The organism is Providencia sp. R33, from assembly GCF_019343475.1.
GTDB lineage: Bacteria > Pseudomonadota > Gammaproteobacteria > Enterobacterales > Enterobacteriaceae > Providencia.
In genome coordinates, this window is record NZ_CP072453.1 from 675,608 (window position 1) to 690,573 (window position 14,966).

General features: G+C 39.7%; 12 protein-coding genes. 8 read left to right on the forward strand and 4 right to left on the reverse strand.

Annotated features, from left to right (window positions below):
* The first annotated feature begins 13 nt into the window (after positions 1–13).
* Positions 14–916 carry a carbamate kinase gene (locus tag J6836_RS03055; protein WP_219246735.1) on the forward strand — a complete coding sequence of 301 codons (903 nt, stop codon included), beginning with the start codon at positions 14–16 and terminating at the stop codon, positions 914–916.
* A 33-nt stretch (positions 917–949) separates the two neighbouring features.
* Positions 950–1,786 (forward strand): aldo/keto reductase, encoded by an 837-nt coding sequence (locus J6836_RS03060; RefSeq protein ID WP_219246738.1) that lies wholly within the window; start codon positions 950–952, stop codon positions 1,784–1,786.
* Between the two features lie 11 nt (positions 1,787–1,797).
* Here the strand turns inward: J6836_RS03060 and allS are convergent, their stop codons facing one another.
* Positions 1,798–2,724: an HTH-type transcriptional activator AllS gene (gene allS, locus J6836_RS03065; RefSeq protein WP_219246740.1), complete on the reverse strand. Its 927-nt coding sequence runs from the start codon at positions 2,722–2,724 to the stop codon at positions 1,798–1,800.
* 323 nt (positions 2,725–3,047) lie between these two features.
* Between allS and J6836_RS03070 the strand changes: the two genes are divergently transcribed.
* The 5 genes from J6836_RS03070 to glxR all read left to right on the forward strand — a co-directional run bounded on the left by J6836_RS03070 (position 3,048) and on the right by glxR (position 8,063).
* Complete coding sequence (locus J6836_RS03070; RefSeq protein ID WP_219246742.1) at positions 3,048–3,533, forward strand: ureidoglycolate lyase; 486 nt, start codon at positions 3,048–3,050, stop codon at positions 3,531–3,533.
* Between the two features lie 74 nt (positions 3,534–3,607).
* Positions 3,608–4,417, forward strand: coding sequence for an IclR family transcriptional regulator domain-containing protein (locus J6836_RS03075; RefSeq protein WP_219246744.1), 810 nt, complete (start codon positions 3,608–3,610; stop codon positions 4,415–4,417).
* Positions 4,418–4,597: 180 nt separating this feature from the next.
* On the forward strand, positions 4,598–6,379 hold the full coding sequence (gene gcl / locus J6836_RS03080) for a glyoxylate carboligase (RefSeq protein WP_219246747.1): 1,782 nt from the start codon (positions 4,598–4,600) through the stop codon (positions 6,377–6,379).
* Between the two features lie 12 nt (positions 6,380–6,391).
* The gene (gene hyi, locus J6836_RS03085) at positions 6,392–7,168 is read left to right on the forward strand and encodes a hydroxypyruvate isomerase (RefSeq protein ID WP_219246749.1); all 777 of its coding nucleotides are present in this window, start codon (positions 6,392–6,394) and stop codon (positions 7,166–7,168) included.
* Positions 7,169–7,181: 13 nt separating this feature from the next.
* Complete coding sequence (gene glxR, locus J6836_RS03090; RefSeq protein WP_219246751.1) at positions 7,182–8,063, forward strand: 2-hydroxy-3-oxopropionate reductase; 882 nt, start codon at positions 7,182–7,184, stop codon at positions 8,061–8,063.
* A gap of 186 nt (positions 8,064–8,249) precedes the next feature.
* Here the strand turns inward: glxR and J6836_RS03095 are convergent, their stop codons facing one another.
* The 3 genes from J6836_RS03095 to J6836_RS03105 form a co-directional block, all read right to left on the reverse strand.
* On the reverse strand, positions 8,250–9,545 hold the full coding sequence (locus J6836_RS03095) for a uracil/xanthine transporter (RefSeq protein ID WP_219246754.1): 1,296 nt from the start codon (positions 9,543–9,545) through the stop codon (positions 8,250–8,252).
* Between the two features lie 70 nt (positions 9,546–9,615).
* Positions 9,616–10,980, reverse strand: a complete 1,365-nt coding sequence (allB, locus tag J6836_RS03100; protein WP_219246756.1) for an allantoinase AllB — start codon at positions 10,978–10,980, stop codon at positions 9,616–9,618.
* 100 nt (positions 10,981–11,080) lie between these two features.
* On the reverse strand, positions 11,081–12,571 hold the full coding sequence (locus J6836_RS03105; RefSeq protein ID WP_219246758.1) for an allantoin transporter: 1,491 nt from the start codon (positions 12,569–12,571) through the stop codon (positions 11,081–11,083).
* A gap of 762 nt (positions 12,572–13,333) precedes the next feature.
* On the opposite strand from J6836_RS03105, the gene J6836_RS03110 reads away from it, so the two are divergent.
* Positions 13,334–14,473 carry a glycerate kinase gene (locus tag J6836_RS03110; RefSeq protein WP_219246760.1) on the forward strand — a complete coding sequence of 380 codons (1,140 nt, stop codon included), beginning with the start codon at positions 13,334–13,336 and terminating at the stop codon, positions 14,471–14,473.
* Positions 14,474–14,966 lie beyond the last annotated feature (493 nt).

Below are 14,966 nucleotides of genomic sequence, written 5' to 3' on the forward strand. Positions count from 1 at the left end.
AACAAGGACAAACATGGAAACTATTGTTATCGCCTTAGGTGGCAATGCATTACTGCAGCGCGGAGAAGTGCTTTCCGCTGAAAATCAATACCAAGCTATCGCATCGATTGCGGGGACTTTGGGACAATTGGCGCAGAAGTATCGTGTGGTGATTGTACATGGCAATGGGCCACAAGTCGGATTATTGGCGTTACAGAATTTAGCCTATACAGATGTTCCTGCTTATCCTTTGGATATTTTAGTGGCCGAAAGTCAGGGAATGATTGGTTATATGCTGATGCAAGAACTGGGACGTAAGCACCCTAAACAGCCAGTAACAACGCTGCTCACTCGTGTTGAAGTTGATAGCAATGACCCTGCTTACCAAAACCCCACTAAATACATTGGCCCTGTGTATGACAAGCAGGAAAAAGAAAGCTTAGAAGCTGAGCTAGGTTGGACGATTAAAGCCGATGGCAAATATTATCGTCGGGTTGTTCCATCCCCTCAACCTAAAGCCATTCTGGAAATTGATGCCATCAAATGCTTATTAGATCAAAAGCATATTGTCATCTGTAATGGTGGCGGAGGTGTTCCTGTTATTCAGCAGGATAATGGATTTTGTGGGAGTGAGGCGGTTATCGATAAAGATTTATCCTCTGCACTATTAGCGGAAGTGCTTGAATCTGACCACCTCATTATTCTAACAGATGCAGACGCCGTCTATCGAAATTGGGGAACACCAGAGCAAAGCGTGATTAGAAGCGCAACGGTCGCAGAAGTTGCCCCTATGGCGATTGATGATGGCTCTATGGGCCCGAAACTGATGGCGGTCAGCCGTTTTGTGCAACGCTCAGGTAAACCTGCTTATATTGGTGCGTTAAAGCAGATAGATGCTATTTTGAAAGGAGAGGCAGGCACTAAAATTATGCCATAGTGATTAATTGCTTTGATAATCAAGGAAGTATTAATGAAAAACGTTTCATTTGGTCATGATATTTTACCCGCAATTGGTATGGGCAGTTGGAATTTGGGGCAGCAACGAAAAAGTGCAAAAGAAGAAATTGAGGCGATACAAGCAGGCCTTGATGCAGGCTTAAAATTAATTGATAGTGCTGAAATGTATGGCAATGGAGCTTCTGAACAATTAATTGGTAAAGCAATTTCAGGACGACGCGATGAAACGTTTTTAGTATCAAAAGTTTACCCCTTCAATGCTGGAGGTAAAGCGTTAGTTAATGCTTGTGAGGCATCTTTGCGCCGGTTAAAAACGGATAGGCTTGATCTTTACTTGCTGCATTGGGCTGGCGATATTCCTCTCGAAGAAACTATTAATGGTTTCGAAAAACTGCAATCTGCAGGGAAAATTCGTTATTGGGGAATATCTAACTTTGATATTAATGAATTGCAAGATATGTACGATCACCTCGTGGGGGGACGTTATTGTGCGACAAATCAGGTGCTATATAACCTTGGTAGCCGCGGTATTGATTATTCCTTACTTAACTGGTGTCGGCATAAAAAAATGCCATTAATGGCTTATTCACCACTCGGCAGCGGCAATCAATTACTTAGGCACCCAACGTTGAAGATGATTGCGCAAAAATATCAGGTTGCACCAGCAACGGTTGCATTAGCGTGGGTGATCCGTGGTGATGGGGTCGTTGCCATTCCTGAGTCAGGTAGCAGGGCGCATATGCTGCAAAATGCGCACGCTTGCCAGTTGGTATTAGACAAAGACGATATTGCTTTATTAGATGAAAGCTTTCCACCGCCAACACATAAGCAATATCTGGATATTTTATAATTAATCCAAAGTTACTTTGTTGCTGGGTCAATTGGGCTCAGCAAGCCTTGAATGATAGGGTCGCGAAGTTTGAAGAGCTTCACCACAGTTTTTAATACTTCCCCTTGATGGTCACTATTCCACGCTAAAGATAGTGGAGACGGCCTTCTTGGTCTTTTTATCAATTTTGCAATGAGTTGTTGGTTTTGAATATAGGGTTTGCAAATAGAGGCAGGTAAAAAGCCAATTCCCGTTCCTTTTAGGTGACAGAGTACTTTGGTTTTCATATCAGGCACTTTAATTTCCCTTTGGCCAGATAATAACCATGCAGTGCGTTTGGATAAAACTAGCGAGGTATCTTCCACATTGATAGTAGGGTAACAACGGAGTTGTTCATCGCTAAGAATACCGTCAATAGAGGCAAGTGGATGTTGGTTGGCCACAGTAAATACCCAATCGATTTTGCCTAAAAATAAGGTGTTCACACCGCTGTCTAATGATTCAGAACCTGGGACACCGATAGCAATGTCACATTTGTTACTGAGTAGGGAATCCCACACCCCCATATATACTTGGCGAGTGATATTAATGCGAGTGAAAGGAAAGCGCTCGATGAGGTGTTGAAGTAAGTCCGCTACGGCATTCGGTTCATAGAGCAAGTTATTAATTGCAATAGTAACTTCTTGCTCGACGCCTTCATTAATCAGCCGTAACTGATTTGGCATACTACTTAACCAATTATGCCATTCACGGCAATGTTCAAGGAGATATTCCCCCGCAGATGTTAGGTTAACGGTTCGTGTCGTTCGAGTGAAAAGCTGGACTCCAACATATTCTTCTAAGATTTTGATCCGGTAACTGATGGTTGCGGTACTTTTGTAGAGTTGTTTTGCGGCTTGAGAAAAGCTCTGACACTGCGCAACGGTGATAAATGTTGTCATCGTTTCTTGATCTAACATGTTCGTATCTCCCTAAAGTCAAAGGAAAAATCAATTTATAATATTTTTTAGATCTGCATTTTGTTTCACGTCATCCATTAAGTTGGCTTCATCATAATTGAAAGTGATAAGTATAAATTCTGTAGAATTGTTAGTAATTATTATCTTACTGAATATTAAAGAATTATATACAAAATAAAATGAAAAACTGTGATCTATGGTTTTTTGTGGAAAAATTTTCCAAAAAATGATGTTAAATGTAATACAACCTGATAAACTGATTTTGTCAGTAGGTGGTTGTACAAAATAGTGGCTTAAAATTTTTAGTGTGTTAGGAGAAAATAATGGAACTTGTTCTATCTGATCTGACACCGGAAGCGTTTGCCCCCTATGGAGACGTCATCCAAGTTGAAGGATCTGAATTTTTTCATATCAATGATGGTACGACAGAACGTTATCATGCTTTAGGTAAGGCAGAGATTACAGATGCAAGTCCCGTTCTGATGAGTATTAGTCGTTCAGAACCTATTGATATGCCAATGAATATTAAACTTTTAGAGAAGCATCCGCTTTCCAGTCAAGCTTTTATCCCAATGAATGGTGAGCGTTTCATTGTGGTGGTTGCTGAGCCTGGGGATGATATCCCAGTTGGTACTTTACGAGCATTTATCACCAATGGTAAGCAGGGTGTAAACTATCACCGTGATGTCTGGCATCATCCTATTTATGCATTTCAATCACAAACGGATTTTTTAACGGTAGATAGAGGCGGTGCTGACAATTGTGTCGTTATGGATCTCCCTGAGCCTTGTCAAATAGTTTTTCCTTAACTACTCTATTGGGCAATAAGGGCTAGGTAATATAATTCCTTTCTGCCGATAGTAAACATAAAAGGTAAAAATAAATGACTGAACCACGCACAAAAGGAAGACCACAGACAGATAAAAGTTCGCCAAAAGGTGCGCAAGCACTTGAGCGCGGGTTGGATATCCTTCAATTTCTGGCTAATTCAGGTGGGAGCTCCTCAGTCTCTGTTTTATCTGAGCAGTTAGGTTTACCTTTATCAACGACATTTCGCTTGCTGAAAGTCCTTGAGCAATCAGAGTTTATTTTTCAAGACCCACAACTTGGCTGGTGGCATATCGGTCTGCAATCATTCACAGTTGGGGCTACATATATGAATGATAGGGACGTAGTATCAGTTGCTGGGCCATTTATGCGCAGGCTAATGTTGCTATCAGGGGAAACGGCAAACTTGGCTATTCGTAATAATTTAGATGCTGTATTAATCCGCCAATGTGAATGCCATGCGTTAGTGAGAATGTGCGCACCGTTGGGGAGTCGTTTACCATTACATGCATCAGGAGCTGGGAAGGCATTATTGTTCCCGCTTGATGAAGAGGAAATGTTAGAGCTTGTCACACGCTCTGGTTTACAAGAATTCACCCCTAAAACCATCACCAGCATTAATGTGTTGAGAAAGGCGTTAGGGCATTATCAAGAGCTGGGTTATGTCATTGATAATGAAGAACATGCTCTGGGTCTTAATTGTTTAGCGGCACCTATATTTGATCGTAATAATTCAGTGATAGCAGCAATATCTATTTCGGGCCCTAGTGCAAGGGTAACTGAAGAACGTTTTACTGAGCTAGGGGAACTGGTTCGTGACGTTGCTGCGGATATCAGCGCGGCATTAGGTGAGCGCCAATCATAAAGACCAGAGATCAGCGGGTGTTAATCATCCGCTAAAAAGAGTTTATTTAACAAGTGGTTAGATGGTAATCAACGAGCTGATTAACCAAAGAGTACAGAATACATAGATAATCCGTTTTTAAAAAAACGGTTTTTTTAGACAAAAAATAAAGTTGGAAAAATTTTCCAAATAGGAGTTGTTATGGCTAAGATGCGCGCAGTTGATGCTGCAATGTATGTACTGGAAAAAGAAGGGATCACAACCGCATTCGGTGTTCCTGGAGCCGCAATAAACCCATTCTATAGTGCGATGCGTAAGCATGGTGGGATCAAACACTATCTTGCTCGCCACGTAGAAGGTGCCTCTCATATGGCTGAGGGATATACGAGAGCAAATCCGGGTAACATTGGGATGTGTCTTGGTACATCAGGTCCCGCAGGAACTGATATGATCACAGCATTATATTCCGCTTCAGCTGATTCAATTCCTATTTTGTGTATTACAGGCCAAGCGCCAAGAGCTAAATTACATAAAGAAGATTTCCAAGCAGTCGATATCGAGTCTATCGCAAAGCCGGTTACCAAAATGGCAACAACGGTGCTAGAGCCTGCACTAGTTCCTCGAGTATTGCAGCAAGCTTTCCATTTAATGCGTTCTGGTCGCCCTGGACCCGTATTAATTGACCTACCTTTTGATGTACAAGTCGCTGAAATTGAGTTTGATCCAGAGACTTATGAACCATTGCCAGCTTACAAGCCAGCGGCAACAGTTGCTCAGGTTGATAAGGCACTGGATATGTTATTCGCGTCGAAAAAACCACTGATTATCTCCGGTGGCGGTGTTATCAACGCGAATGCGGCAGATAAACTGCAAGAGTTAGCTGAAATCTGTAACGTGCCTGTCATTCCAACTTTAATGGGTTGGGGAACAATCCCTGATGATCATAAACTGATGGCCGGTATGGTTGGTTTACAAACAGCTCACCGTTATGGAAATGCAACCTTATTAGAATCTGATTTCTTATTGGGTGTGGGTAATCGTTGGGCTAACCGACACACTGGTACTGTAGAAAAATATGTCGGTAACCGTAAAACAGTACATATTGATATCGAGCCTACACAAATTGGCCGTATTTTCTGCCCTGATTTAGGGATTGTCTCCGATGCTAAAGCTGCGTTAGAGCTCTTGGTTGAGCGAGCAAAAGCACGTAAACAAGCGGGATCTTTACCTGATTACAGCAAATGGGTAGATGAATGCCAAGAGCGTAAACGTACTCTGTTACGTAAAACGCATTTTGACAATGTACCGGTGAAGCCACAGCGTGTTTATGAGGAAATGAACAAAACATTTGGCCGCGATGTTTGCTATGTCACAACCATTGGTTTATCGCAAATTGCAGCCGCTCAAATGTTACACATCTTTAAACCGCGTCACTGGATCAACTGCGGTCAAGCTGGCCCATTAGGTTGGACTTTACCTGCTGCATTAGGGGTATGTGCCGCTGATCCTAAACGTAAGGTCGTTGCCGTATCAGGGGATTATGACTTCCAATTTATGATTGAAGAATTGGCGGTCGGTGCTCAGTTCAAATTGCCATATATCCATGTATTAGTAAACAACGCTTACTTAGGTCTGATCCGTCAATCACAACGTGGCTTTGATATGGACTATTGCGTCCAGCTTTCCTTTGAAAATATCAATAATGATGTCATTGGTGAATACGGTGTTGATCACGTCAAAGTGGTTGAAGGCTTAGGTTGTAAAGCTATTCGTGTCTTTAAACCAGAAGATATTGCGCCAGCATTCAAACAAGCTGAAAAACTCATGAAAGAATTCAGTGTGCCTGTTGTTGTGGAAATTATTTTGGAGCGCGTCACCAATATTTCTATGGGTACAGAACTGGATAACGTTACTGAGTTTGAAGAAGTTGCGACCTCTGAAGCTGATGCACCAACTGCAACAGCATTTTACCAATATAAATAAGAGAGCGAAAAAATGACTAAATTTGCAGCTAACTTATCTATGTTATTTACAGAAGCCGATTTTATGCAGCGCTTTAAATTGGCAGCTAAAAATGGCTTTAAAGCAGTGGAATACATGTTTCCATATGACTTTACTGCTCAGGAAATCAAAAAAGAGTTAGATGAAAATAAACTGACTCAAGTTCTTTTTAACCTCCCAGCGGGTGATTGGAATGGTGGCGAAAGAGGTATCGCTTGTTTGCCTGAAAGACAAAAAGAGTTTCAAGAAGGCGTTAAAAAAGCGATTGAATATGCAAAGATCTTGAATTGTAAACAAATTAACTGCTTAGTGGGGCGTAAAGACCCATCGCTTAGTGAAGAAAAAACGATGGAAACCCTCGTTGCAAACCTTCGTTATGCAGCTGAGCAGTTAGAAAAAGAGAATATACGTTTACTGGTAGAAGCTGTGAATACTTACGATATTCCAGGTTTCTATTTGAATAAATCAGCTCAGGTCGAAGATGTAATTAAGCGTGTCAGTCATGCCAATATTTACTTCCAATATGACATTTACCATATGCAGCGAATGGAAGGTGAGCTGACTGAGACAATGAAACGTTTATTAAAGCATATTTGCCACATTCAACTCGCAGATAACCCAGGCCGTCATGAGCCAGGAACGGGTGAGATTAATTATACCTATTTATTTAAACAGCTAGAACAAATGGGCTTCACAGGCTGGATCGGTTGCGAATATAAGCCTGCGGCAACAACAGAAGCAGGTTTAGGCTGGATGAAACCGTATTTATAATTAGGAGAGTATTATGAAATTAGGCTTTATTGGTTTAGGAATTATGGGTGGCCCAATGGCGGCTAACTTATTAAAGGGTGGCCATGAGCTGGCTGTAAATACCCGTGGGAAAATTCCCGCATATCTTACGGATGAAGGGGTAAAGACATTTTCATCGGCTAAAGAAGTGACTGAAAACGCTGATATTATCTTTGTCATGGTGCCAGATACCCCTCACGTTGGAGAGGTGCTATTTGGTGAGAACGGCTGCGCATCTACAGCGTTGAAAGGCAAAATCATTGTGGATATGAGCTCCATATCCCCGATTGAAACCAAAGAATACGCAAAAAAAGTCAATGAATTAGGCGGTCAGTATTTAGATGCGCCAGTTTCCGGTGGTGAAGTCGGAGCTAAGCAAGGCACATTGAGTATTATGGTGGGTGGTGAAGAATCGACTTTCACTAAAGTAAAACCGCTACTTGAATTAATGGGTAAAAATATCAGTTTGGTGGGCGGAAATGGAGATGGACAAACCTGTAAGGTTGCTAACCAAATTATCGTTGCATTAACCATTGAAGCCGTTTCTGAAGCATTAGTTTTTGCGTCAAAAGCTGGGGCCGATCCTGCACGTGTTCGTGAAGCATTAATGGGTGGATTTGCATCATCGCGTATCCTTGAAGTTCATGGCGAGCGCATGGTAAAACGCACATTTGACCCAGGGTTTAGGATCTCTTTACATCAAAAAGACTTAAATCTTGCCTTGCAGGGTGCGAAGGCTTTATCGATGAGTTTACCGAATACCGCGACCTGTCAGGAACTTTTCAATTTATGTGCAGCACATGGCGCTCAAGATAATGACCATTCAGCCTTAATCAAAGCAATTGAAATTATGGCTAACCATAAATTAGGAGACTAATACGCAGTCTAATTGTTTGAATGTAATGATCTTCATATTGTAAGTGTAAATGTAAGAAGTAAACAGTTTAACTAGTCGTTTATTTGCCCCATGTATCTGGGGCTTTTTTTTGCATAACATTAAGTGAATAAAAAAGAGGTAATATAATTAATATATATTACCTCTATGAGATTTTATTTATCCTTTCTATTTTACAGCATCCCACTTAAATATATTTTCCAAGATTATAGAAATAATAATTCCCATTAATAACCCATTTGTGATGATAGGTCTTACCATCAATGGAATATCTTGCATATAAGTTGGAGGAACACTCATCAAAAATATGCCAATAAAAATAGGCAAAGCAAGTCGATAAATATTGCGCGGATTTAAATCTAAAATACGAATAAATAACAAAGAAGACCAAAGCAGAGGTAAGTAAGTGACCATCATCACGGTACTACTGATCACTAAAGGAAAGGTAGAAAAGAACCCTGAAAAAACGGGAACGATACTAATAACAAAGAATAACAAACTACCAATAATAAAGGGCTTTTTACTAAAATCGTTGGTTTGAGTAATGAGCCCTATTGAAGAAACAAATGGCGCGAAAGGAACAATTCCTAGTGGTGAGCAGGCAACAGTGAGTGCGCCAGAACTAATAAAACTACGACGATACATGGCTGGCGTTGCTGGCGAATCTGGATGAAATAAATCTGTTCCCTTAATCGCGCCAAACGTATTGGACGTATTTAGTAGTGAGGCAATAACACAGGTTGTGACAATACCATAATTGATAGTTTCAATTTTTCCGAGAGGGAAAAGCTGCCAGCCAATGCCACTCACGCCTGTTGAGTCACTTCGAAAGATAACTGAAAATAATAACCAACCCAATATTGAGCCAATCAGCACAGCATATTTATTAATATGACGAGGGAGTAAGACAATAATTCCAATGATCAACACCATGATAAATAAAGCTAACAAGAATGTATTGAAATTAATATGGACAACATCTGTTGTGGCACTAAAAGGTAAGCCCAACATACCTTTTAGAAAAATAGTAATTAAATTAGCGCCGAGTAACAGCATGAATACTGCCATCACGCCAGGCGAAAATAGCAGAGCCAAATACTTTCCTGCCCCACTCAAGCCGATAATGACAGTGATGATCCCTGCAATGGCAATTCCCACTGCAAAACTACCACCAATAACCTCTAATGGTGTTCCTTGAGCAGACTCTGCAAATGCAACAGATAAAATCGTTCCCCACCACAGCCCCGCAGGACCTTCCATGATAGAGCGTTTGTGTCCGAAAATAGCTTGAATTAAGCAAGCCAGAGATGTGGCTAAAAAAGCATACTGGGTAATTGTGTGAGTGGTGGCATTGCTCAGATGAAATGCAGATTGTAATGTAGGAGGTATAACGACTGTATTACAGAAAATAAAAAAGAACCATTGCAAGCCTGATAACACATTATCTTTGTTCAAACTAAACATAAATTACATCCTGTTATAAATAACAATACAGCACACCCAATAAAGAGTGTGCTGTATTATTTACATCATATTACTGTTGGTGTTTTAAAATAAACTGCCCAATAGGCGTTTCACGAACGCCAGTATTAATATCGTAGATAGTTTCTCCGCGTAAAATAGTGCGTGCAACTTGTGCACCTATTTTGCGCCCTACATAAGGGCTGACTTTATGGCGATACTCTAAATCTTGAGCTTTTAATTCATAAGGTGAGTTTGGCTTGATAAACACGAAATCTGCATCTTTACCAACGGTAATGGAACCTTTATGCTTAAGACCGAAGATCTTAGCTGCATTAGTTGCCATTAATTTGGCAAATAATGGGAGTTCCATTCCACGTTTTTGCACTGCTTCATCAAACATCAAGTCAACACAGCTTTGCATCCCTGCAATTCCACCCCAAGCCTTGAATACATGACCCGCTTTCATATCTGGTGGGCATGGTGAGTGGTCAGAACCTAAACAGTCGATTTCACCATTAAACAGTTTTTCCCACATGCCTTCTTGGTTCGCTTCATCACGAATCGGTGGTGAGCATTTTGCTAAATTACCAATTTTTTCAAACTGATTGGTTGTTAAGGCAAAATAGTGAGGGCAAGATTCTGAGGTAACATCCTGTCCTTCATTACGTGCCTTAGTTACTTCAGCAACGCCTTCAGGGCTACTGATATGGCAAATATGTATTGGGCAATTAGCCACTTTTGCCAGATATAACACGCGGCGAATTGCCTCAATTTCAGTATATACAGGGCGCGAGGCCACATAGTCGTGAGCGGTTATGCGCCCTTGAGCTTCAGCTTCTCGACCTAATTCATCACAGATTGATGCATTTTCACAGTGAACTAATACACGAGAGTCGTTAAATTTACTGATAATTTCTGCACCACGTAAAAACTGAAAGTCATCAACATCACGGAAGTCATTATCGATAGTTTTGTCACCACAAGTGGCAACAAAGCATTTGAAGCCAACAACACCCACTTCATCTAGCTCGTGCAGTCTATCGAGATTATAAGAGACTAAACCGCCAAATTGTGCTGCATCTACTGACAGTTTACCTGCGGCAGCGTCGAATTTCATTTGAATACTTTCACGGTCAACGGTTGCAGGTAGCTGATTTAATGGCATTTCGATGATAGTTGTGATGCCACCTTTTGCTGCTGAGCGAGTTCCCGTTTCATAGCCTTCCCAGTGTGTTCTACCTGGTTCAGAAATGTGGGCATGAGAGTCAACCATACCTGGTGAAACGACTAGGCCTTCGGCATTTATTTCTTCTTTTGCACCAGATAAACCAGAGCCAATAGCGGCAATTTTGCCATTTTTTACCGCGACATCTGTTTTAATTGCTTCGTTTTCAAGAATGACAGTACCGTTTTTAATGATTAAATCGTATGACATAGGGTATTCCTTAGATAAGATTATAATTTCATTTATTAACATTACTGTTCAGCGTGTTTTCAATATATTAAAACGGGCTGAATAGGGTATTTAATTCAGATCACACTGGGTTTTTTATGCCGATATCTGAATCATTCGTAGCTTTTACTTTATTTTCAACCACCTTAGTGGTGTCTTTTTTGAATAAAGAGTAGAGAACAAAGGCTAATATGACGCCAGCAAACCAAGAGACACGTGATATAGGCTCTAATACAGGAATGAATTTTCCACCAAGGGAGAAAATAACTGCAATAACAGTGACAACGAAAGCGGTAACATTAAATCCGTTCTCATAGAATTTATAATCGCCTGCGCGGGTATATAAGACATCTAAATTAATGTTTGTACGCATTACGATGAAATAATGCGATAGCATGACACCAATAACTGGACCTAAAATACCGCCAATAATATCCAAGAAAGTATAAATACTGTCCTGATTCTCAATTAGTTTCCAAGGCATGATTAATACGCTGATAATACTGGCAATAATAACGCCGTGACGATAAGTGAGTTTGGATGGGGACAGTGCAGCAATTTGGTACCCTGCAGGAATAATATTACCAGCAGCGTTGGTGGAAATTGTTGCCATCAGAATAACGACTACCGCAAAGAGTGAGGCATATAAACTATCCCATTTTTGAACAATATCGAGTACGTTCCATGTATCAACGCCGTAGTGAATACTGGCGCCGGCTAAAATACATACGCTACTAATGGCAAAGAGCAAGTAAGCCACTAACAGGCCAGCGGTTTGTCCAATGGCTTGTTGTTTAAAACTAGTTGAATATTGTGTAAAATCAGAAGCATTTACTGCTGGGGCTGCCCAGACGGCGACAACACTATTAATAACGATAAAGAAAAAGAATACTTTACTTGGCGTTTCGCTAACACCATTTGGGATGTAATCCAAAATAGGTTGAATGCCAACTAAAGAAACTGACCAAATTGCCATACCACCAAACAAAATATAAATACAGGGATTAAGAATGGCAGTAAGTTTATTTAATACCTTGCCTCCACCTAGTCCTATGGCAACATTCATTGCCCAGAAGATGATGAAAACAATAAAGGCTGGAATGGTAACCCCCATATAGGTTTCGCCATTGCCTATATTTAAAAATTCAGGCCAAATTTTACCGATTAATATTAATAGCGCTAATGAACCGGTAAAGCATTGTAAGCCAAACCACATAATAGCAGCAATACAGCCTCTTAGTACGCCAGGAAAGAGTGAACCTTTAATTCCATAAGATGCCCGAAGTAGCATTGGGAACGGGATACCATATTTAGACCCCGCCGCACCATTCATTACCATAACGAAAGCGATACATATTGCGCTTAGTGCGATGGCAAACATAATGTTCAAAGTAGAAAGGCCCAGAATAAAAAAACCGCCAACCATTAGATAATTTGGGACATTGTGGACAGAACCCATCCATAGCGTAAAGTAGTTAAATGTTTTCCATGTTCGTTGCTCCGGTGTTTTAGGTAATAAATCATCTGTATAACCACGTTCACGATAAATCTCTTTTTCTTCTGAATAGTTCATATATGTGTCCTTCCACGCATATAATTTAAATTTGAAAACGAGAGATTTAACTAATCGAATTTTTAATAAAGTAATAAAGTTATTGTTTTAATTTTTTAAATAATATTATTTTCTATATACACATCAACTTAATAACTAATGGTTTTATATATAGTTATTAGCGTCAGTTTAATTAATTATATTGACTACAAGGGAATTAATTCTTGAACTTAATATAGCCACCGTTAACTGATGGATGCAATATAAATTTAAAAAATTTTTCCAAAAAATAGATCTGGAGCACCTTTGTTTATAAAATCGATTAATAAACAGTTGGTTATGGAGTATTTTATTTTTTATCATTTCTTTTTTTGTTGTTTTTTTGAGGTAATTCGTTCAATTTAAGTTGATTTACTCTATTTTTGATTAATTTTAATGAGGTTGGATTAATTTTAGGTTTATTTTAGTGTTTTATTGTTTTTGTTTTAACTTTAACCAATTGATTTTAATCAATAAAAATAATTGGAAAATTTTTCCAATTAAATCTTTATCAATTGTTTTTTTTTGATACAATGGCGAATAGAAGTTAATGGCTATACTCAGTACTAAAAAGGTTTTTAGGAAGTGGTGCTGAATATAATTCTCTCAATTTAATAAGCTAATCTATTTATCAGTAATATGCGCAATTTGTAAAAGTGGATGTGTATTTTGATAATCGATAATATTTTTCGAAATTAACAATATTATTAACTGATTACTTAACCGTTCTATAGGTAGCCATATATGAAAATTATTATAGCCCCTGATTCTTTCAAGGAAAGTATGAGTGCAGAATGTGCCGCAAATGCCATAACTAAAGGATTTAAAAGCGTATTTCCTGATGCTCAGTATCTTTGTTTGCCGATTGCTGATGGTGGTGAAGGAACCGTTGATGCATTGATTGCGGCCGCAGGTGGTGAGAGAGTATTACTTGAGGTTAAAGGCCCATTAGGGAATATGGTAAGTGCTTACTATGGTGTATTACACAATGGAAAAACCGCTGTTATCGAAATGGCTCAGGCCAGTGGGTTAATGTTAGTTAGCCCAGAGCAGCGTAATCCAATGATTACGACGAGTTACGGAACAGGTCAGCTAATTCAAGATGCGCTTGAAAAAGGGGCGAAAAAAATCATTTTAGGGATTGGCGGTAGCGCAACCGTTGATGGTGGTGTCGGTATGCTTCAAGCCCTAGGTGTTATTTTTTATGATAGCCAACAAAACAAACTTGGTTTAGGAGGTGAAGTCTTAAATCATATTGCAACGATTGACACATCAAGAATGTCTCCTCAGTTGCAACATTGTACGATCGAAGTGGCTTGTGATGTTGATAATCCACTGGTTGGAGAACGTGGAGCCGCAATGATATTTGGGCCACAAAAAGGGGCAACCGCTTCAATGGTATTGGAATTGGAAAAAGGCTTAAATCGTTTTGCTGAAGTTATCCAACAAAGTAAAGGGCATGATTTTAGGCATTTACCTGGCGGAGGTGCTGCTGGTGGGATATCTGTTGCTGCCGCTGCATTTATGAATGCTCAGCTTAAACCAGGCATTGATATCGTTATTGATGCAGTAAAGTTAGAGCAAGAAATCCTTGATACCGACTTGGTTATTGTAGGGGAAGGTAGCATGGATGGGCAAACGGCAGGGGGGAAAGCGCCTTTAGGAATAGCCAAGGTTGCGGCCAAACACAATGTCCCTGTTATTGCATTAAGTGGTGTATTAGGTAAAGGCGTTGAAGTACTACACCAAGAAGGTATCGATGCTTTTTTCAGTATTTTACCAAGGTTAAGCCCGCTAGATGAGGCACTAAAGCAGGGAGCAGAAAACCTGCAACAGGCGGCGTATAATATTGCAAAAGTTTTACAGTTAGGTAAGTTATTGTAGCCATTTCTAACATGGTGATAATACATGTTGAATAATATCAATAATGCTTACCACAAAATAGATATAATCAATTTTAGTGTTTATTACGGGTATGATGTTAGGATGTCTTTTTGAGATGATTGAATTAATCGTATATTTATGAGGATAAAAATAGTTATTCAACATGTAGAAAACGCAATAATAAAGTACTAGGGTGGTATAGCATCAATGGATAATTTAAGACTAAACTAGAAATAATCTCACATTTGCAGAGTTTTTTATACCTAATATTAATATAAAACTTGCCGCTCCTGTCTATTACACCTTTGGCTAGTTATACTCAATAATTAACTAAAGGTGTGACCATATTCTGTTTCAGTAGCTTGATTTCAGCAGAAAAATAAAATAAATACTTTCCGACAGAGCCGAATTTTAAGGGCTCACTGCCATTGCTCTCTAGCAAGTGCCTAATGACTTTGATCTTAGTATCTATGGGCTACCTCCCCCAGCTCTA